Raw genomic sequence first — 16577 nt, forward strand, 5'->3', positions numbered from 1 at the left:
CGCTCAGCCTCCGGTGATCGGGGGCAGGAAGGCCACCTCGTCGCCGGGGCGCAGGGGGGTGTCGGGGGTGGCGAAAGCCTGGTTGATGGCGACGCGGATGCTGGGCGGGAGGTCACTGGCGCCTGCCGCGGGGCCGTCGTCCAGGGCCAGCTGGTGCCAGAGATCGGCGGCGCTGGTGAGGCTGGTCTCGAGGGGGATCAGGCGTTCACCCCAGCCGGCCCGCTCCCGCAGGGCGGCGAACAGCCGCACCCGCACCGGGGTGGAGTGGTCTGGAGAAGGGGCGACCAAGGGACGGTGGCGCAACGATCAAAGCGTGACTCTGGGTCATGGGGTTTCGCGGCGGCTCAGGCCAGCAGCCGCACCGGATCGCCCACCGCCACCGGGCCGGGGGTCACCACGCTGAGGCGGATGCCGGCCACCACGCCGTTGTGACGGGCGGTGGCGCGCAGGATCTCCAGGTCTTCGCCCAGGGCGCCCTGGGCCAGGGTGGTGACGACGCAGCGGGGGCAGCCGCCATCGACCCGCAACACCAGCTGCTCGCCGATCTGCAGACAGCCGCCGCTCCAGGCCTCTTCCACGAAGCCTTCGGCCCCTTCCGGCGTGCGGATCAGCAGGTTGGGGCGGAACCGTTCGACGGCGAAATCGAGCTGGGGTTCGAGCTGCCGCAGCCGCTCCAGGGTGGCGGTGCTGATGGCGTGGATGGGGCAGGCGTCGAAGAAGGTGCCCGCAGGTAACTCCAGGGCGTTGGTTGCGTCCTGGAAGGCGCGACCTTCCACCGGCGGCCAGTACTGGTCGAGGCTGGCGCTGTCGGGGGGGGTGTCGAGCAGGCTCACCCGGCGCCCGAACAGCTCGCTGAAGAAGGCGCCGACATCGGCGTCATCGCTGCAGAGCTCGGCGGTACCGTCCTCCTGACGCGGGCCGATCAGGACCGCTGGCAGGGGCGCGGACGGCGTTGGCTCCTCGCGAAAGCGGGCGCGATAGTCGAGCAGATCCCTCCAGAGGCGCGGGTTCTTGGCGCTGGCCACCCGGCCGCTGGCGTGGTCCCACAGGGCGTAGGCCCGATCGCCCCGGATGCCGCGGGCCTCCACATCCAGCCGCTGGGGGGAGTCCCCGAGCATCGATTTGACCGGGTAGCGCCACAGCGTCTGCACCGTCCCCACCAGCTCCTGCACGCCCTTGACCCGTTGTGGCCCGTCCACTCTGCGGGCGGAGACGGGCCAGCTCCGGTAGCAGGACCTACCGTCCGCCCAGGGTCAGCCTGGATCCGTTGGCTGGGGCCATGAAGGAGTTCATCCACCTGCGGTCCGCCCAATTCCCGCTGCTGCCCGGCGAAGCCGAGGAGAGGGTGAATGAGGGGCTGGTGGGCAGAGCCCTGGCCCTCTATCTGCAGGAGAAGCTGCGGCGCCTGGGCCGGGACGTGCCCTTCGTCTGCTGCGAAGACTGGGGCTGGTGGCTGGAGCTGGCCGGAACTCCCTTCCGTTTCGGGGTCTGCGTCTACAGCCTCCCCAGCGAAGGGGATCGGGCTGAGTTCTGCTGCACCGATGGGGCCAGCGCCGCGCGGATCTGGAACTGGCGGCGGTTCGGCTTCATCGACACGGCCCCCTGGGCGGCGGCCCTGCACGGGGAGTTGCTGGCCATCTTCCGGGACGATCCGGAGGTGGAGCTGCTCGGCAGCGGCCCCACGTTTCCGTGAGCTCAGGGGCTGCCGAAGAAGCCACGGGAATTGAGCCAGAGGCTCAGCACCAGCAGCGGCAACAGGAACCCCGCCAGGATCTGCAGGCGTGGGCGCAGGCCGCCTGACGCGGCCTTGGCGGGCATGGTCTTGCTGGGCCCTGGAGTCTTGCGGCGCGAGCGCGCGGGCATGGGATCAGGGGGGGCAAGAGGGCCGTCATTCTGCTGGGCCAAAGACGATCCCGGAGCTCACCGGGGAGCTGGGTCCAATGGCGGGCGATCGGATCGGCCAGCTGCTGACCGTTGACGAGGCTGATCCTGGCGGTGGAGAGGAGAGGCCATGGCCGCCGGAGGCACGACGGTAAGGAGACGTCGTCCCAGCGGATTTTTCAGCTCTTTGTTCCAAGCCTTCGCACGGCTCGCTCCAGGGAGGGCGCCAGGCTGCGCCACTGCCTCCGCCTGGGGCTCCAGATCTGGCCGCTTCGCAGCGCCTCGAAGCCGGCCAGCACCATGTCCTGCCCCTCGTTCAGCTGCAGGGCCGCCAGGGGGACCGTGAGGGGGCCTTGGAAGTAGTAGGCGCTGAGCTGGGCATCGTGATGCTCAAACCAGAGCGGCAACGGCGGCGCCCCCCAGCTGATCTCCTCCTGCAGTTCGCGCAGGATCGCCTGCTCCGGTCGCTCCCCCGGATCGAGGTGGCCGCCGAACAGGCCCCAGCAGCCCGGATGGACGATGCCCTCGATGTCGTCCCGCAGCTGCAGCAGCCACTGGCCCTCCCGCTCCAGCATCGCCAGCGCCACCGCGAAGGTCATGGGTGGAGGGGCGCCATGGAGCGGGGGCGGTCGTTGGGGCGATTCTGGCCAGGGACGGGCGCCCATGCCGGCGGAGCAAGCTCGCCACGAATGACGCGTCGTCCATCCGCCCCTACTTTCCTGGGCGACACCCCTGAAGCGCCGGTGCCACCGGTGACCGAGATCCTGAGCCTTTGACCGCCGCCGACCTCGCCTTTTTCGTGCTGCGCGGCGCCACGGCCCTGCTCTGTGCGCTGGCCGCGCGGGGTGCGCTGCGCCAGCGCGACGTGCTGGAGGTCGAGCTGGCCGCCGCGGCCCTCGCCGCCGCCGCGCGCGACGGCCGGCCGGTGGTGGGCGCCATGCTCGACATCGACCATTTCAAGGCCATCAACGACGGCTGGGGCCACGCGGCAGGCGATGCGGTGCTGCGCGAGGCGGCCACGGCCATGCGGGGTGTGCTGCCCGGGGTGGACACCGAGGGCGCGCGGCCCCTGCTCAAGCTGGAGAGCGCGCTCTACGCCGCCAAGGCTGCGGGGCGGAACCGGGTGCTGGTGGCGAGCTGAGGGGCGCCAGTAATATTCTTACCAGCTCTTGGCTGCGGGCACGCCCATGCGGATCACCTCCAAAGGCCAGGTGACCATCCCTCAGGACATCCGGCGCCAGTGCGGCCTTCTGCCCCACACCGAGGTGGTCTTCCGTGTCGAGGAGGGGCGCGTGCTGCTGGAGAAGGCCCCTGAGCAGCAGGAGCCCGGGGCCGAGGCGATCCAGCGGCTGCGCCAGGCACGGCTGCGCACCCGGCTCAGCACCGATGAATTGCTGGCCCTCACCCGGGGAGACGCCGGCTGATGGTGCTGGTCGACTCCAACGTGATCCTGGACGTCGCCACGGACGATCCCCGCTGGAGTGGCTGGAGCGCCCATCAGCTCCGTCACTGGTTGGACCGCGGACCGGTGGCGATCAACGCCAGCGTGTATGGCGAAATCGCCTTTGCCTGCGAGACGATCGAGTCGGTGGACGAGCTGCTGCCTCCCCATCTTTTCGAGTACCGGTCCATGCCACGGGAGGCGGCTTTCCTGGCCGCCCGGGCCCATGCGGAGTACCGCAGCCGGGGCGGAGAGCAGCGCTCGATCCTGCCGGATTTCCTGATCGGCGCCCATGCTCTGGTGGAGCGCCTGCCGTTGCTTACCAGGGATCAGCGCCGCTACCGGCAGGCGTTCCCGGGCTTGGATCTGATCAGCCCCTGAGCCTCGCGACCACGACGGGGTTGTCGGCCTTCAGCCGATCCCCCCCACCACCGGCCACCAGGCCGCGGCGGCGGTCAGCTGCGCCTCGCTGCAGCCCGCGGCCCGCCGCACCTCCGCCGCCTGGCTGTCGCACAGGGAGCCGTGCAGCGCTTCCCCCAGGGCCCGGCGCAGCAGGCCGCTGGCGGTGAAGGCGGCCGAGGCCTGCGCCAGGCTGGCGGGCAGGAGCGGCCTGCAGGGCCCCCAGCAGCAGGTAGGGGTTGGCGGCCAGGTCCGCCACCTTCAGCTCCAGGTGGGCCGGGGCGCCATCGGCCGCGGCGGGCACGAGGCGCAGGGCCGCTTCCCGGTTCTCCACGCCCCACACCTGGAACGGGGCCGACCACGACCCCGGGGCCAGCCGCCGGTACGACACCGCCAGGGGGCAGGCCAGGGCCAGCAGGGCCGGCAGCTCCGCCAGCAGGGCCGCCAGCACCCCGGCCCCCGCCGCGCCCAGGCCCCCCTCGCCGTCGCCGCCCTCCAGCAGCGCCGCCCCGTCGCGACGGACGCTCAGGTGCAGGTGGCCGCCGTTGCCCACCCGCTCCAGGCTGGGCTTGGGGCTGAAGCTGCAGCGCCAGCCGAAGCGGCGCGTCAGCCGTTGGATCAGCAACTTCGCCTGCACCAGCCGGTCGGCGGCCTCCAGGGCCGTTCCCGGCGCCAGCGACAGCTCGAACTGGCTGGCGCCGTACTCCGGGTGGAACTGCAGCCAGGGCAGGCCGGCCGCCTCCAGGGCCTCGAGCAGGGCCGTGGCGTAGTCGAGGCCCTCCACCAGCCGATCGGCCCCGTAGGCCCCCCCGGGGATCGCCGGACCCGGCGTGCCATCGGCAGCGGGGCTGGCCACCAGCCACTCCAGCTCGAAGCCGGCCCGCAGTTCCACCCCGGCGCGCTGCAGCTGCTCCATCTGGCGACGGCACAGGTGGCGCTGGTCGCCCACATAGGGCTCGCCACTGCGCTCGAAGCGCTCCCCCGGCGCCCAGGCCCAGCCGCTGGCCGGCTCCAGCGGCGCCAGGGCCGCCGCATCCGCCCGCAGGCGCAGGTCGCCGTCGGGCCGGGCCAGGCGATGGGTGGCAGCGATGCCGCCGTCGGCGCCGAAGGCATCGGCCACCGGTGAGAAGCCCACGCCCACTGCCGCCGCCGCCTCGAAACCGGCCAGGGGCACCACCTTCACCAGCGGCGCCCCGGCGTGGTTCACCCAGGTGATCGCCACCCAGCGGATCCCCTGCGCAGCCAGTGCCGCGGCCATGGGGGCGGGGGGAATGGACACGGGCCCAGCGAGCGTCTGCCGCAATGATTGAACGGATCGCCGGAGCCTGCATGGCGTCGTGCTCTCCCGCCGAGTGGCTGGACCCCGGTGGCACCGCGCTGCTGCTGGTGGATCTGCAGCAGGGCACCTGCGGTGACGCCCAGCCCCGGCCGGATGCGGACTTCGATCGCCGCTTCCGCGCCACCACCCTGCCGAACGCCCAGCGGGTGCTGGCGGCGGCCCGCCGCGGCGCTCTGGAGGTGATCCATACCGTGATCGCCAACCTCACCGCCGACGGCCGCGACCGCAGCTTTGACTACACGCGCTGCGGCATGGGCTTCCCGCCCGGCAGCCGCGCCGCCGAGGTGATCGCCGAGCTGGCGCCCCTGGCCGATGAGCTGGTGCTAGCCAAAAGCTCCTCCTCGCCCTTCAGCTCCACCAGCCTCGACTACCTGCTGCGCAACCTGGGTATCCGGACGCTGGTGGTGATCGGCCTGCTCACCGACCAATGCATTGACCACACCGTGAAGGACGCCGCCGACCGCGGCTACCGCGTCGTCTGTGTCCACGACGCCTGCCTGGCGGTGACCCTTGAGCGCCATGCCGCTGCCCTGGAATGCTTCGCCGGCTATGGCGAGCAGATCAGCTGTGGGGAGTTCGTGGCGGCCATGGACTTAGCCGCAAGCGGCGAACCCCGCCGGGGCGGCGTCCTGGGGGACTCCGCGGAAGTGGGAGCCGATCTCAAGGCTGATTTCGCCGACGAGATCGACGCCCTGTTCGGTTGATCTGCCCGCCGTGCCCCCCAGCGAACCCCAGCCCCTGCTGGTCGACACCCAGCTGCTGCTCCGGTGGGCGATCGAACCAAGCCGGCTGCCGGCCGGGACGGCGAGCCTGCTGGCGGATCCGGCCCAGCCTTTGGTGCTCAGCGTCATGAGCCTGTGGGAGGTGGCGATCAAATCGTCCCTGGGCCGGGCCGACTTCCAGGTGGAGGCCGCCGCCCTGCGCCTGGGCCTGCTGGGGCAGGGATTCCGCGAACTCCCTGTCCGCGCCGAGCACGCGCTGGCGGTGCAGCACCTGCCCTGGATCCACCGCGACCCCCACCGCTGCGCGGAAGACTTCGTCTTCGATCGTCTGCTGGTGGTGCAGGCCCAGCTGGAGGGCCTGCGGCTGCTCAGCGCGCCACCGCGCTCCTGGCGCCATGGCTTGAATAAGGCAACGGCGGATTCAAGGGAACCGGCACTTCCTTTAACAAGCCTGCCGATAGACGGCCTGGCGGTCCCGTTTGCCGATCGCAATCACCAGCACGAGCAACTGCTGGTCCCGCACCTCATAGACCAGGCGGAATCCAGCGGCGCGGAGCTTGATCTTGTAGCGATCGCTTGAGCCCCGCAGCTTGCTGGCGGGGATGCGGGGCTGGATCAGCCGTTCAGCCAGCTTCTTCTTGAACGTCTCCCGGATCTCTGCAGCCAGCTTGTGCCACTCGCGAAGGGCCTCGGGGTGGAAGGCCAGCTCATAGCCCATCCATGGTCACGCGCACCGGTTCCTGCCCATCCGCCAGTCGCGTGTCGGCGATGCGGTTGAGCCCCAGGTCTTCGACCAGGTCCATCAGATCCTCATAGGCCTTGGCGGGCACGCAGTAGAACGCCGGTTCGTTGCGGTTCAGAACGGCCACCGGCAGCCCCTCGCCAGCCGCCACCGTGGCCATCGGATTTTTCTTGAGTTCCGAGATGCTCACAGCGATCTCGGCCAGCATGCGATGGGCCATCAACTCTTACGACCAGCTCGTGGACCCACTTTAGGTCCCGCAACAGGTCTCGGAGCAGGTCCCCGGATGTCTGACGCAGCCAGTGTGATGCCCGATGCCGGTTTCGAACCAGCGACATCCTGCTTGTAAGGCAAGGATTTAACTAGGGCAAAAGCCTTGCGAGAACTGACTCTCTAAGTTGGCAATGCTGGGCATGTGAGAAGGTATGTGAGAAGGTTCGCCATTTTTGCCCCTTTGCTTGCGAAGCCGCAGCCTTCTTGAGGGTCGCCTTCAAACAGCCGCCAAGACGGGATTGAGACGCCAGAGACGTGTGGCCGCAGATTTTGCCCCTGCTCCGCAGCGGGGCCAATAGAGGGCTTTCTTACTGCGCAACGAGCTCGATGACAGGCCACTAGCGGATGTGGTGACTGAGCTGGGTGGGTAGTTGCTGCTGGTGTCGCCCCGTCTAGGCAGCCATCTCTCGGACCAGCTGCCTGCTGTTCAGCCGGCGCGCGTGACCGCTATGGCATCGCGGCCTGGCTGCGCTGGCAAGACGCTTCGGTCAGCGGCGGCCGTCCTGAACTTGCCACGGCGGTGCCGTGGCTGACGTCAGACAGCCGCCGCCGCCCTCCGCCGCCCTCCGCTGCCCTCCGGGCGTGGGTGTGGGGCTGAAGGTGTCTCCCGCGACTGCGGTGCCAGGGGTTTTCTGATGCCAATTGATGTTGCTGAAGAGCCGGAATGTCCTGGCTCAGGCTGATGGCCGAGCGGGAGGATCTGGCTCAGCGGCGCTCCAAGGAGATTGGGCCATATTCCAGTCTGCAGCTGGCTTTTGCTGAGTTGATAGTGCAAGTGTTCTGGTAGGATAGAGTCTGCGCCAAAGGCCCTAAGCCCATCGCCGGCGGCAACCTCATCCCCTGATCTCGCCATCACCGCCGCATAAGTCTGAGCGGCCGTGATGCCCCGATCAGTTGTCACCCACGGCAACTGATTCCATGGCTTTCTGTACTTCATCCAGGTCCGTCATCGCTGCCGGTCGCTCCCTTGTGATCGCGGCCGGCGGCGGCCGTGATCTGGCCTGGTCCCATCAGCGCATTGCCGCTGAGCTGCTGGCCCGCAGCGGTGGCCGGCTGGTCCATCTGCTGCTCCACGGCGGGGCCCGCGGTGCCGATGCCGCCATCGCCCGCGCGGCCCATCAGCTGGGCTGGTCGGCGCTGGTCCTGCCTGCCGAGTGGCGGCGCCATGGCCGGGCCGCCGGGCCGATCCGCAACCGGGAGCTGCTTGAGCTGGCTGTGGCCAGGGCCGAGGCCCACACCTCCCCTGGGGTCTCCACCTCCGTGCTGGTGGTGGCTTTCCCCGGCGGACCTGGCACGGCCTCGTTGGTGAGCGAAGCCCGCCGCATGGTTTCCCGTGCGCCGGTGCCGATCGCCGTGGTGGAAGTCAGCCCATCAGCGGGCCGTTGGGCCAAGCCCACTGCTGTCTCTTGCCCCTGAAGCCTTCCGCGCCATTAGGCGCCTCCGTTCCCATTCCCATTTCACCGTCATGCCCGTTCTTACCCCCACCCCCACCGCTGCTGCCACGGCGCCCGTTCACGTTGCTGCGGATGCAGCTGGCCCCGCCTGTTCCTTGCAGCGCTCAAGCTCCCTTTGGCAGCTGGGCATCGAGGCCCAGGAGCTCACCACGGCCATCGGCCAGCTGGCCCAGCAGCTGGAAGCCGACGACGACACCCGCGCCCAGGCCCTCGCCGAGCTGGAGGCCGCCCTCCTTGCGGAAGAAGGCAACAAACAGGCCCTGGCTGCCAAAGCCGATGCCACCTGCTGGGTGATCGAGCACCTGCGCGGCCAGGCCGCCTACCGCCAGCAGCAGGCCAAGCGGCTCACCGAGCTGTCCCGCTCCGATGCCTCCCGGGCCGATGCCCTCGAGGACTCGCTCGTCCTGGTGCTCACCCGCCTGCAGCCCACCGCCAATCGCTTCTCGTTCCCCAATCACGAGCTGACTTCCCGCAAGTCCCAGGCGGTCGAGATCGGCGACGAGGACGCCCTCCCCTCCGATTGGCTCACCCTCAAGACCACCAGCCAGCCCGACAAGGCCGCCATCAAAGAAGCCCTCAAAGCCGGCCACCTCATCCCCGGGGCCCAGCTGGTCTCCCGCCGCTCCTGGCGCATCCACTGAGGGGGCAGAGCCTCCTCGCAAGTGGGCTTCCGGTGGTGCAGCCGGGGCCCGCTTCCCTCCTCACACCATCGCCGCTCATCGCCATGAACGTCACCGTTCCTTCTGCCAACGGGGCCAGCACCACCAGCCGGCCCGCTGCTCCTCGTCCCGTCCAGAGGCCTTCATCGGCACTGGAGCTGATCCGCTCTACTGACCTCCACGAGGCAGCGCCTCCAACATCCGCCCCGGCTCCGCAGGCCCACCAGGCACTGCCCAGCGGCTTCTCCCCCGAGCAGCACGCTGCCCTTGCCGCCCCCCTTGATCGGGCCAACGTCCGCCAGCGGGAGCAGGGCCGCGGGAAGGTCGCCTACGTCGAGGGCTGGTTCGCCGTGGCTGAGGCGAACCGCATCTTTGGTTTTGACGGCTGGCAACGGCAGACCATCGCCATGCGCTGCGTCGCCCAGGCTGAGCGCTCGATCGGTAGGGACCAGAAGCCTGGCTGGGGCGTCACCTACACCGCCCGCGTGCGCGTCACCGTCTCAGCAGGTGGCCGGCCTCCTTTGATCCGGGAGGGCAGCGGCGCCGGCCACGGCATCGATGTGGACCTGGGCCAGGCCCATGAGTCCGCCCTCAAAGAAGCCGAGACTGACGCGATGAAGCGGGCCCTGATGACCTTCGGGAATCCGTTTGGCCTCGCCTTGTATGACAAGGCGCAGCGACAGGTCAGTAGTGCGGCGGGCCAAGGTCAAAGCCATGGAGAGACGGCAGGGCTTCAGCGGCCCGGCGGGCAGCGGTCTTCTGTAAGCCGGCCGGCGCCTGCCGCACCCGCTCCCAGCACCGCTGCCCAGGGAGAAGCGCGCACCCAGGTAACGGCACCGACCCCAGCGCCATCAGCTCCGTCCGAGGCGAGCCTCGTGGCCCTTGATGCCGAGACGATCCAGCAGCTCCACAGCACCCTGCGGGCCCTTCCCAGGCCCCTGCTGGAAAGCCTCACCCGGGCGTTCCGCAAGCGGTTCCAGGTGCCCGACACCGCGGTGACTATCGCCGATCGGATCAGCCAGAAGTGCCACCACGACTGGATCGAGGCCTTCCTTGTCCAGTACGAGCAGGTAGAGGAGTAGTCCACGATTGCTTCGGCCGCATCAGATCGCCTAGCCTCAGAGGGGTGCGTTGTGCTCCGGCGGGCACCGACGCCTGTCCGAGGAGCGGTCACGCCGAATCGGCAGGTGGACCCACATGACAGTAGGCAGCTCAAAGTCCCGGGCCAGGCGGGCCACAGTCGCCGCTACTTCTTGAACGGTTGGCGTCGTGCAGGTGCCCGAGGGGAAGGGCATCGCGACAGGGTCTGTCTCGGGGGGGAAGAAGACGGAGTCGGGACTCAAGACAGACCGATCTTCTGGCAGGCCTTGGTCACGTCCCGTATCGGCTGAGGCATCCGGATCAGGGATGACCTGCTCAGCAATCGGCCGGAGCTGTAGCCCCGTGGGAGTCACCTGCAGGTTGACCTCAGCACCCTCGAAGGCATGGAGCTGATTCAGGTCGCCAAAGCAACTGCTGAAGGCCTGAGCGGAGAGAGTCTTCCCCTGAGGATGGATCAGCGTCACATCGGCATAGGGATCACCCGTAGCTGAGACGCCGAACGCCTCGACCTTGTGCAGCAAACAGCGGGTCGGCTGGGGGTCAGGCGTCACAGCCACCCCCTTTCTGGAGCGGCCGAGCGCAGAACAGACGCGCTGGAGCAGCCCTCCAAGCCAGCCACTGGACACATCGAGCAGCTCGATGCAGGAACTGTCAAGGCGCCATAGGCCATTGACGAGTTGTGAACGCCGGACTCGCTGTCCGGCTTCTGATGAGTCACCATTAGGCAGCTCTTGACGAAGGAGCACCCCTCAAGGGTTGGCTCAGGGAGGTAGTAGCCCCTGGGCCTTTCCTTTTGGAAAAACCCAGGGCTCCCAGACCGGAAGACCGAGTGAAGCCAGCCCCTTTCGGAGTGAAGACAGTTTGGCACCACCACTGGGGTGCGCAACGGGGCCATGCCACCACCAGTGGTAGCAGGCCAGGGAATGTTGCGAGGTGTTACAGGAATTTGGCGGGTGTGCTTAGAATCGCCTCTTGTGGTTACGTGTTACGAGAGTTCATAAGGCTAGGCACCACGGGCCCGTATAACCAAAAATAACCCCAAAACCCGAGATCCATTGCAGCGCAAGGGATCTTAAAATTGTCCAGCTAGACCAGCTTTGCGACGCTGTGACAATCAGGAAACTGTCTGCATGGCTGCCGGAGCTCGCATTTTGCTTCCCCGTCAACGCTGTTTCAATGCAGGAACTGCATCGATTCGCCGGTTTGGCGCAGTCCAAAAGGCGGCTCCGGCCCATAGCGAGAAGGCATCGGATTGATGGATTGCAGGGCCATGGCGCTGGCGATCACGCCACCCGGCCTGCCCCGGCTTGCGCGCCGCGCAAGGGCTGACGCGAGTCGCTGCGCTTCGCTTCGCGCCCCTTGCGCAACGCAGGCTGCGCCGGGGCTTGACGGCGGTGTCGTTCGCCAGCACAGCCATGGCCGCCACTCCTCTCAGCCTCGCCTGTCCGATTCGCATCATCTCCGTGCAGCTCCTCGGGGCTGCCGGTGAGCTCCTGCGGGTGCTCTTCCTCGATCGCGAGGGGCACATCTCAGCAGCGCCGCACTACGTGCCCCGCGATGAAGCCCTGATCCTGGCCTCCAATCAGCAGAGGGTGCTCGGGCCTCAGGCGAGGGTGCGGGTGCTCTGAGGTGCTCGCCCGGCGGCATCCCCGCCGGGCTTTCTCCGGTGGGGGCCTGGTTCGCGTACGGGTCAATTTGCGCTACTGAGCCCCACATACACCGGTTGAAACCACTGCATCCGGCGGCTCTGACGTTTCTCGCCGTGCAACACGGTGTGCCAGTGGCCTCGGCGCCAGTGGGGTCGGCGCGGGGCGCTGGCGCTGGCGCCGCTCGGGCTGCCCGGTGAAGGCGCCCTGGTGGTGCGATCAAGCCGGAAGTCCTTGCCGATCCACACCGGGCCCTGGGGCTTCACGGCGCCGGTGTCGTCGGCACTGCCAGCGGAGAAACCCTTGCCGCTTGGCATCTTGGCGGCCGGGCCGGTGGTAAGCAGTTCCGGCTGGTAGAGCTGCACCAGCAGGGCGTTGATTGCCAGGTCCTCCATGCGCTGGTTGGTGCTATGCACCGCCTGCTCATCCCACTGCCAGGCCGGATGGCTCATGTCTTCCTCGGTGGGTTGGCGCTCACCGATTTGGGCAAAGGAGTGGCGGGTGAGGTAGCAGCTGCCATCGAGGGCCAGACCAACGCAGCTGATGCCGCTAATGCGATGGGCCATAGGCGGCAGCCAGTTGGCCATCACCCGCAGGTCAGCCACGATCACCACCGGGATCGGCACCCCGTCTTCTGTGAATAGGGCCCCGTCTGGAAGCATCAACCGGAAGCAGGGCAGCACCTGCGGCAGCTCCTCATCGAGGTGGGGCGAGGGGGTGCGGCGGAAAGCTTCTGTCAGCTCCGGCGCCAGGAAACGGGGCGGCGCCTCCACAATCCGGGCCCAGCGGCAGGTGGTAGCAGCCCAGAAGCCGATCGGATCTTCCAGCTCATCGATGAACTGCAGGGTCGCCTCGATCATTGCTGCAAAGGCCAGGTGATTGGCCCAGTGCTGAAAGCCCCGCGGGGAGCGGTAGCGGTGCTGCTCCTGCTGGATGTAAAGGTCCTGGCGGCGCAGTTTTGTGATCACCGAGCCGATCGGCGGCAAGTTCGCCTTGCTGGCACGGATCGATTCAGGCGTCAGAGGGCTCATCAGCCAGGTAGTGGCGGCTTGCAGGTGGCGGTGCAGGGGTTACTGGATGTGATGCCGTTGGAGCCGCTGTTTGACTTGCAGAAGGAGACTTTGAGATAAAGAGGAGGCTCAACTTTGAAGCTGAAGAATGGACATTTCAGGTCAATGAGGATTCACCGATGAAAAAGTCGTCCTCCCGTCCAATGCTGTTTCGCCAGCTCGATCCCCTGCTGCCGGGGCTGCTGCAGCGCTGCTCCGGCGCCGAGCTCGAGCAGGTGGTGCGCCAGAAGCTGGAGGCCCTCACCGGCGAGAGCTGGGCCACTGAAGACCTGGGGCCGCTGTTTGCCCTGTTCGACCTACGGACCGCATCGGATCATGCCGTGGGGCAGATAGGCGATGAGGCCTTCGCGGCCTGGCTGGAAGGGGCCACGCCGGAGGAGCTGGAGCGGTGGCAGCCATGAGCAAAACCACCAAGCAGGGGAAGCCTCCGATCCCCACCAGGAATTACGTCAGCCACTACGACCCCACCAAGAGCCATCACCGGGCCTGGCTGCAGGCGGTGCTGGACCTGTTGGTGCAGCACGAGCCCGAGGCCCTGGCTGAGGGCAGTGAGCTGCGGGATCTGTGGAAGGCCGCGGTGGAGCCCAAGGCGCCGGCACAGGCGCATGCTCCTGCCGTTCTGCGTCATCCCAACCCGCTGGTGGGTGTACCCCGGTTCAGTCAGCGCGATTCCGCCCAGCTGGCCCAGCGGGACCGCACCTGCTTCTCCTCCAGCTGCGCCATGCTCCTGGAAGCCATCAAGCCCGGCACGCTCCAGGGCGCCAATGGCGACGACCACTACCTGGCGGTGGTGCAGCGCTTTGGCGACACCACCGATGCCAACGCCCAGCTGCGTGCCCTGGCCCATTTCGGCATCACGGCCCGGCTAGTGCAGACCGCTGACTTCCAGCTGATTGAGCGGCAGATCAACCGCGGCATCCCTGTCCCCTGCGGCTACATCCACCGCGGCCCGGTTGATCGGCCCACCGGCTCGGGGCACTGGCTGATCGTCTACGGACACACCCCCACCCATGTGCTGGTCAACGACCCCTGGGGGGAGCCCGATCTGATCCACGGCACCACCCTCAACGCCAACGGCGTGGGCCTGCGGTTCTCCCGCCTCAACTTCGGCAAGCGCTGGATGGTGGAGCCCATCGGCGGCGGTACCTATCGCTATGCCGCAGGCAAGGGCTGGGCGGTGGTGGTGGACAGCTTCCGCTGAGGCGATCGACTGCGCTTTGAGGTCGGTGCCGCAGGCCCTTCCATGCTCCGCGCCTGGGCAAGGGTTTCACCAGCCAGCCGGGCTGGACGTTGGGCTCCGCTGCGCTCCGCCATTCGCTGGTGGCTGGCCCTTGCCTGGCGGCGCGGCTGCAGGGCGGGTCCTGCGTCACCCCCTCCTGTGGCTGCTGCCCAGTCCCACCGTGCCTCCCTGTCCTTCCCGTCTGACAACGGCAAAACCGGCCCGATCGCTGTCTCCAGCACCAGCCGGCTCACCTGCCCCTCCTCCTGCCCCCTCGCCGGGGATCAGGGCTGCTACGCCGAAGCTGGCTTCCACACCCGGCTGCACTGGGATCGGCTCAGCCGGGGCGAGAGCGGCCTGCCGGCGGCGGCCTTCATCAAGCAGGTGCTGGCGCTGCCGGCCGGGATCCTGTTCCGCCATTGCGTGGCCGGAGATCAATGGCCCGATCCGGCCGATCCGCTGCGCATCGATCAGGCCCTGTTGCTGCAGCTGGCTCGGGCCACCCGGCATCTGCGGGCGGCCTGGTCATTCACCCACTTCCCGATGAGTCCAGAGAATCAAGCCGCTGTGCGGCAGGCAGCCGCCAAGGGGCTGGTGGTCAATGCCTCCACCGAGTCCCGCTCCTTGGCAGCAGCCATGGTGCGCCAGGGTCTCCCGGCGGTCTGCGTGGTGCCGTCCGATGCGCCGGCGGTGTTTCGCCACGAGGGCGTGCGCTTTGTGGCCTGCCCCGCCAGCCGCCGGGGGAGAGGCGGCCGCAAAGTCCAGTGCATCAGCTGCGGCGGCCGCTTTGGCATCCCCCTCTGCGCCCAAGCCGATCGGCCGTTTGTGATCACCTTTCCCGCCCATGGCCCCCGGGCGGCGGCCGCAGCGGCCCACTGCAGCTGAGGGGTTTGCCCCTCTGGAGCCAGCCCCTGTGGGGCTCGACCCTCTGGGTCTTGCTCCGGTCCTCTCCAGTTTGAGGCCCTCCTGACGTCGGACCTCCGCTGGGATCGGTCCCGTCGCTGCGCCAGACCTGGCGCCGATTTCATGGCCACCCGCTCTGCTGCTGCCTCACCGTTCTGCCGGCCAGCAGAAGATCCCTTCCTGCTGCTCGAATCCACCCTCCGTTCCATCGAGGTGGTGCTGATGCTGCGGCGCGGGTTGCCGCTGCGCCGCACCTGGAGCGAGCAGCCCTATGGAGAAGAAGAGATCACCCGCCTGGAAGAGGAAGTGCTGCCCGCCATCCGCGAGTGTCTGGTGCGGGTGGAGGAGCTCGATCAGCGGCTGCTAGCTCAGCATGAGTTGCTGGTGCTGCGCTGCGAGCGCGAATCCAAGCGGCACGCCCTGGCCTAAGGCCCAGGAGCCCCAGGCTCAGGAGCCAAAGGCTCAGGCCCGGCCGGGGGCCTAATCCCGGCTTTTTCACCCTGTTGGATTGCTGGAGTTGAGGGTCAGCCGTGGTGCACCGCAGGGGAGAGCACATCCCCGATGGTTCGCCCAAGGGCCAGCACCCAGAGCAAGTCCTGGGCTGGCAGCGCCGCAGCGTCAAGGCCAAGGCGAGCGCCCTGCTGGCGGCCTTTACCCAGCGGCTTTATGGGCGCGAGTGGGGGCGTTTTTTCTCCTTCCTGCGATGCAAACCACCTCCACCCTGCTCCGCTCCAGCAGCACCAGGCAGCGCAAGGCCGATCAGGTAGCCCGGCAGCTCAGCCTGTTCTCCCTGCCGCAGCCAATCGCCTGCTGCTGGGATCTGATCTGCCCAGAGGAAGCCTGGGAAGAGCAGCCCCTGCGCTGGGCCGTCTAGCGCCATGCCCAGCTCAAGGCAGCCGTGGTGCTGCCTTCCTGTCATCCCAAGCCCGCCTCCTTCCACCCACTCGCTCCCGCTCGGGGACTTCAAGGTTGCGGCCCAATCAATCGACGGCCAGGAGCAGTGGGCCCAGATGCAGATGCTCAGCTGCTGGCCGCTGCCCAGCGATCAGCAGCACCGGCTCCGTTCACTGCAGAGGCGTTGTGGTGCTCAAGCCAGGCGTTGTCCAGGTCAGCTCGGGTGAGCCGATAGCCCAGCTGGCGTGCGGTCTGCAGCAGCTCCTGGCGGCTGCGGCACTGGCTCAGGGTCTGCTTGAGGTCCTTGCTGGTTTCTGCATCAGTCACCAACCGCTCCAGATCAGACCAGCTCATGCGCGTGCCTCCAGTTTCCTGCACGATGGCGTGAGAAGGGGGCTGGAACCAGGTTCCGCGGAGCACATTGCACCACTGCCCAGATGCCGACTCACCTCAGCGGTGATTCGTGGTCGATGGACGGGATCGGTGGTGAGCTGTCGGCGGCTGTCGTCAATCTCAGATCGTCACCTCAATAATTGCGCGGAGTTCGTCCTCCGTGAGCGCCGCCAACTCCCAGAAGCCGTGCTCCCACGGCCGCAGCAGGCCCCGCCTGACCAAGGCATCAAACAGTCGCTGGGCCTGGTCGGGTGTGGCATCAGGGCCGATGTCGTACGCCAGGCTCACGAGCATGTCCGGTGGGCGCAGGAACGTTGCCATGGTCTGGTGGTAGCCGATCAAGACGCCGCCGGCCCTTCCCATGCTGCGGCGCCGCGCAAGGGTTCCACGAGCTGGCCGCCACAGGCCCTGTTTGCCCGGTGGATCTGATTGCAAAGGGTT

25 protein-coding genes and 1 pseudogene are annotated in these 16577 nt (G+C 68.1%); 15 read left to right on the forward strand and 11 right to left on the reverse strand.

Annotated elements, in window-relative coordinates; translation table 11 throughout:
* Positions 1-3 precede the first annotated feature (3 nt).
* Entirely contained in the window at positions 4-288 is a 285-nt protein-coding gene (gene moaD / locus KBZ33_RS02360) for a molybdopterin converting factor subunit 1 (protein WP_254949929.1), read from the reverse strand.
* A 56-nt stretch (positions 289-344) separates the two neighbouring features.
* Positions 345-1199, reverse strand: a complete 855-nt coding sequence (locus tag KBZ33_RS02365; protein ID WP_254949927.1) for an MOSC domain-containing protein — start codon at positions 1197-1199, stop codon at positions 345-347.
* Positions 1200-1279: 80 nt separating this feature from the next.
* Here KBZ33_RS02365 and KBZ33_RS02370 point away from each other — a divergent pair, with 80 nt between their 5' ends.
* Positions 1280-1693 (forward strand): hypothetical protein, encoded by a 414-nt coding sequence (locus KBZ33_RS02370; RefSeq protein WP_254949926.1) that lies wholly within the window; start codon positions 1280-1282, stop codon positions 1691-1693.
* A gap of 2 nt (positions 1694-1695) precedes the next feature.
* On the opposite strand, the gene KBZ33_RS02375 is transcribed toward KBZ33_RS02370, so the two are convergent.
* Together KBZ33_RS02375 and KBZ33_RS02380 are read right to left on the reverse strand one after the other, a co-directional pair.
* On the reverse strand, positions 1696-1863 hold the full coding sequence (locus KBZ33_RS02375; RefSeq protein WP_254949924.1) for a hypothetical protein: 168 nt from the start codon (positions 1861-1863) through the stop codon (positions 1696-1698).
* Between the two features lie 197 nt (positions 1864-2060).
* Positions 2061-2480, reverse strand: coding sequence for an NUDIX domain-containing protein (locus tag KBZ33_RS02380; RefSeq protein WP_254949922.1), 420 nt, complete (start codon positions 2478-2480; stop codon positions 2061-2063).
* A gap of 173 nt (positions 2481-2653) precedes the next feature.
* Between KBZ33_RS02380 and KBZ33_RS02385 the strand changes: the two genes are divergently transcribed.
* Genes KBZ33_RS02385 through KBZ33_RS02395 form a run of 3 tightly spaced genes read left to right on the forward strand, consistent with a single transcriptional unit; the run spans position 2654 to position 3703 of the window.
* Entirely contained in the window at positions 2654-3022 is a 369-nt protein-coding gene (locus tag KBZ33_RS02385) for a diguanylate cyclase (protein WP_254949919.1), read from the forward strand.
* A 46-nt stretch (positions 3023-3068) separates the two neighbouring features.
* Positions 3069-3305 (forward strand): AbrB/MazE/SpoVT family DNA-binding domain-containing protein, encoded by a 237-nt coding sequence (locus tag KBZ33_RS02390; protein ID WP_254949917.1) that lies wholly within the window; start codon positions 3069-3071, stop codon positions 3303-3305.
* The gene (locus tag KBZ33_RS02395) at positions 3305-3703 is read left to right on the forward strand and encodes a type II toxin-antitoxin system VapC family toxin (protein ID WP_254949915.1); all 399 of its coding nucleotides are present in this window, start codon (positions 3305-3307) and stop codon (positions 3701-3703) included. Before KBZ33_RS02390 ends, KBZ33_RS02395 begins: the two co-directional genes overlap by 1 nt.
* Here the strand turns inward: KBZ33_RS02395 and KBZ33_RS02400 are convergent.
* A complete protein-coding gene (locus tag KBZ33_RS02400) occupies positions 3693-5000 on the reverse strand; it encodes a glutamine synthetase (protein ID WP_255011483.1) in 1308 nt (435 codons plus the stop codon). The two genes, KBZ33_RS02395 and KBZ33_RS02400, sit on opposite strands and share 11 nt — an antisense overlap.
* A gap of 50 nt (positions 5001-5050) precedes the next feature.
* Here KBZ33_RS02400 and KBZ33_RS02405 point away from each other — a divergent pair, with 50 nt between their 5' ends.
* Positions 5051-5764, forward strand: coding sequence for a cysteine hydrolase family protein (locus KBZ33_RS02405; RefSeq protein ID WP_254949912.1), 714 nt, complete (start codon positions 5051-5053; stop codon positions 5762-5764).
* 10 nt (positions 5765-5774) lie between these two features.
* Positions 5775-6362, forward strand: a complete 588-nt coding sequence (locus KBZ33_RS21775) for a type II toxin-antitoxin system VapC family toxin (RefSeq protein ID WP_396107795.1) — start codon at positions 5775-5777, stop codon at positions 6360-6362.
* On the opposite strand, the pseudogene KBZ33_RS02410 reads toward KBZ33_RS21775, so the two are convergent.
* A pseudogene (locus KBZ33_RS02410) lies at positions 6309-6500 on the reverse strand (type II toxin-antitoxin system RelE/ParE family toxin); the annotation flags it as partial. The gene KBZ33_RS21775 and the pseudogene KBZ33_RS02410 overlap by 54 nt on opposite strands.
* A complete protein-coding gene (locus tag KBZ33_RS02415) occupies positions 6490-6744 on the reverse strand; it encodes a type II toxin-antitoxin system Phd/YefM family antitoxin (RefSeq protein WP_255011486.1) in 255 nt (84 codons plus the stop codon). The pseudogene KBZ33_RS02410 and the gene KBZ33_RS02415, both read right to left, overlap by 11 nt.
* A 971-nt stretch (positions 6745-7715) precedes the next feature.
* On the opposite strand from KBZ33_RS02415, the gene KBZ33_RS02420 reads away from it, so the two are divergent.
* From KBZ33_RS02420 to KBZ33_RS02430, 3 genes are all read left to right on the forward strand, one after another.
* A complete protein-coding gene (locus tag KBZ33_RS02420) occupies positions 7716-8213 on the forward strand; it encodes an SLOG family protein (protein ID WP_254949906.1) in 498 nt (165 codons plus the stop codon).
* 133 nt (positions 8214-8346) lie between these two features.
* The gene (locus KBZ33_RS02425; RefSeq protein WP_254949904.1) at positions 8347-8892 is read left to right on the forward strand and encodes a siphovirus Gp157 family protein; all 546 of its coding nucleotides are present in this window, start codon (positions 8347-8349) and stop codon (positions 8890-8892) included.
* A gap of 83 nt (positions 8893-8975) precedes the next feature.
* Positions 8976-9992, forward strand: coding sequence for an RAD52 family DNA repair protein (locus tag KBZ33_RS02430; protein WP_254949902.1), 1017 nt, complete (start codon positions 8976-8978; stop codon positions 9990-9992).
* A gap of 36 nt (positions 9993-10028) precedes the next feature.
* Here the strand turns inward: KBZ33_RS02430 and KBZ33_RS02435 are convergent, their stop codons facing one another.
* The gene (locus KBZ33_RS02435) at positions 10029-10532 is read right to left on the reverse strand and encodes a hypothetical protein (protein WP_254949899.1); all 504 of its coding nucleotides are present in this window, start codon (positions 10530-10532) and stop codon (positions 10029-10031) included.
* A gap of 894 nt (positions 10533-11426) precedes the next feature.
* Between KBZ33_RS02435 and KBZ33_RS02440 the strand changes: the two genes are divergently transcribed.
* On the forward strand, positions 11427-11639 hold the full coding sequence (locus KBZ33_RS02440; RefSeq protein WP_254949897.1) for a hypothetical protein: 213 nt from the start codon (positions 11427-11429) through the stop codon (positions 11637-11639).
* A gap of 62 nt (positions 11640-11701) precedes the next feature.
* On the opposite strand, the gene KBZ33_RS02445 is transcribed toward KBZ33_RS02440, so the two are convergent.
* The gene (locus tag KBZ33_RS02445; protein ID WP_254949895.1) at positions 11702-12688 is read right to left on the reverse strand and encodes a hypothetical protein; all 987 of its coding nucleotides are present in this window, start codon (positions 12686-12688) and stop codon (positions 11702-11704) included.
* A 158-nt stretch (positions 12689-12846) separates the two neighbouring features.
* Here KBZ33_RS02445 and KBZ33_RS02450 point away from each other — a divergent pair, with 158 nt between their 5' ends.
* From KBZ33_RS02450 to KBZ33_RS02470, 5 genes are all read left to right on the forward strand, one after another.
* Entirely contained in the window at positions 12847-13128 is a 282-nt protein-coding gene (locus tag KBZ33_RS02450) for a hypothetical protein (RefSeq protein ID WP_254949893.1), read from the forward strand.
* Complete coding sequence (locus KBZ33_RS02455) at positions 13125-13928, forward strand: hypothetical protein (RefSeq protein ID WP_254949891.1); 804 nt, start codon at positions 13125-13127, stop codon at positions 13926-13928. Before KBZ33_RS02450 ends, KBZ33_RS02455 begins: the two co-directional genes overlap by 4 nt.
* A gap of 177 nt (positions 13929-14105) precedes the next feature.
* Positions 14106-14831: a hypothetical protein gene (locus KBZ33_RS02460; protein ID WP_254949889.1), complete on the forward strand. Its 726-nt coding sequence runs from the start codon at positions 14106-14108 to the stop codon at positions 14829-14831.
* A 141-nt stretch (positions 14832-14972) separates the two neighbouring features.
* Entirely contained in the window at positions 14973-15278 is a 306-nt protein-coding gene (locus tag KBZ33_RS02465) for a hypothetical protein (protein ID WP_254949887.1), read from the forward strand.
* Positions 15279-15552: 274 nt separating this feature from the next.
* Positions 15553-15723 carry a hypothetical protein gene (locus KBZ33_RS02470; RefSeq protein WP_254949885.1) on the forward strand — a complete coding sequence of 57 codons (171 nt, stop codon included), beginning with the start codon at positions 15553-15555 and terminating at the stop codon, positions 15721-15723.
* 146 nt (positions 15724-15869) lie between these two features.
* Here the strand turns inward: KBZ33_RS02470 and KBZ33_RS02475 are convergent, their stop codons facing one another.
* Both KBZ33_RS02475 and KBZ33_RS02480 read right to left on the reverse strand, forming a co-directional pair.
* Positions 15870-16097 carry a Nif11-like leader peptide family natural product precursor gene (locus tag KBZ33_RS02475; protein ID WP_254949883.1) on the reverse strand — a complete coding sequence of 76 codons (228 nt, stop codon included), beginning with the start codon at positions 16095-16097 and terminating at the stop codon, positions 15870-15872.
* Positions 16098-16256: 159 nt separating this feature from the next.
* The gene (locus KBZ33_RS02480; RefSeq protein WP_255011489.1) at positions 16257-16499 is read right to left on the reverse strand and encodes a hypothetical protein; all 243 of its coding nucleotides are present in this window, start codon (positions 16497-16499) and stop codon (positions 16257-16259) included.
* Positions 16500-16577 lie beyond the last annotated feature (78 nt).

It is taken from the genome of Cyanobium sp. Cruz-8D1 (assembly GCF_024345975.1).
GTDB lineage: Bacteria > Cyanobacteriota > Cyanobacteriia > PCC-6307 > Cyanobiaceae > Cyanobium.

Coding starts and splice junctions, on each gene's coding strand:
- KBZ33_RS02440 (WP_254949897.1), top strand. CDS start 11,427: ATGGCCGCCACTCCTCTCAGCCTCGCCTGTCCGATTCGCATCATCTCC.
- KBZ33_RS02445 (WP_254949895.1), bottom strand. CDS start 12,688: ATGAGCCCTCTGACGCCTGAATCGATCCGTGCCAGCAAGGCGAACTTG.
- KBZ33_RS02380 (WP_254949922.1), bottom strand. CDS start 2,480: ATGACCTTCGCGGTGGCGCTGGCGATGCTGGAGCGGGAGGGCCAGTGG.
- KBZ33_RS02375 (WP_254949924.1), bottom strand. CDS start 1,863: ATGCCCGCGCGCTCGCGCCGCAAGACTCCAGGGCCCAGCAAGACCATG.
- KBZ33_RS02405 (WP_254949912.1), top strand. CDS start 5,051: ATGGCGTCGTGCTCTCCCGCCGAGTGGCTGGACCCCGGTGGCACCGCG.
- KBZ33_RS02415 (WP_255011486.1), bottom strand. CDS start 6,744: ATGGCCCATCGCATGCTGGCCGAGATCGCTGTGAGCATCTCGGAACTC.
- KBZ33_RS02390 (WP_254949917.1), top strand. CDS start 3,069: ATGCGGATCACCTCCAAAGGCCAGGTGACCATCCCTCAGGACATCCGG.
- KBZ33_RS02430 (WP_254949902.1), top strand. CDS start 8,976: ATGAACGTCACCGTTCCTTCTGCCAACGGGGCCAGCACCACCAGCCGG.
- KBZ33_RS02480 (WP_255011489.1), bottom strand. CDS start 16,499: ATGGGAAGGGCCGGCGGCGTCTTGATCGGCTACCACCAGACCATGGCA.
- KBZ33_RS02395 (WP_254949915.1), top strand. CDS start 3,305: ATGGTGCTGGTCGACTCCAACGTGATCCTGGACGTCGCCACGGACGAT.
- KBZ33_RS02370 (WP_254949926.1), top strand. CDS start 1,280: ATGAAGGAGTTCATCCACCTGCGGTCCGCCCAATTCCCGCTGCTGCCC.
- KBZ33_RS02465 (WP_254949887.1), top strand. CDS start 14,973: ATGGCCACCCGCTCTGCTGCTGCCTCACCGTTCTGCCGGCCAGCAGAA.
- KBZ33_RS02450 (WP_254949893.1), top strand. CDS start 12,847: ATGAAAAAGTCGTCCTCCCGTCCAATGCTGTTTCGCCAGCTCGATCCC.
- KBZ33_RS02470 (WP_254949885.1), top strand. CDS start 15,553: ATGCAAACCACCTCCACCCTGCTCCGCTCCAGCAGCACCAGGCAGCGC.
- KBZ33_RS02475 (WP_254949883.1), bottom strand. CDS start 16,097: ATGAGCTGGTCTGATCTGGAGCGGTTGGTGACTGATGCAGAAACCAGC.
- KBZ33_RS02420 (WP_254949906.1), top strand. CDS start 7,716: ATGGCTTTCTGTACTTCATCCAGGTCCGTCATCGCTGCCGGTCGCTCC.
- KBZ33_RS02455 (WP_254949891.1), top strand. CDS start 13,125: ATGAGCAAAACCACCAAGCAGGGGAAGCCTCCGATCCCCACCAGGAAT.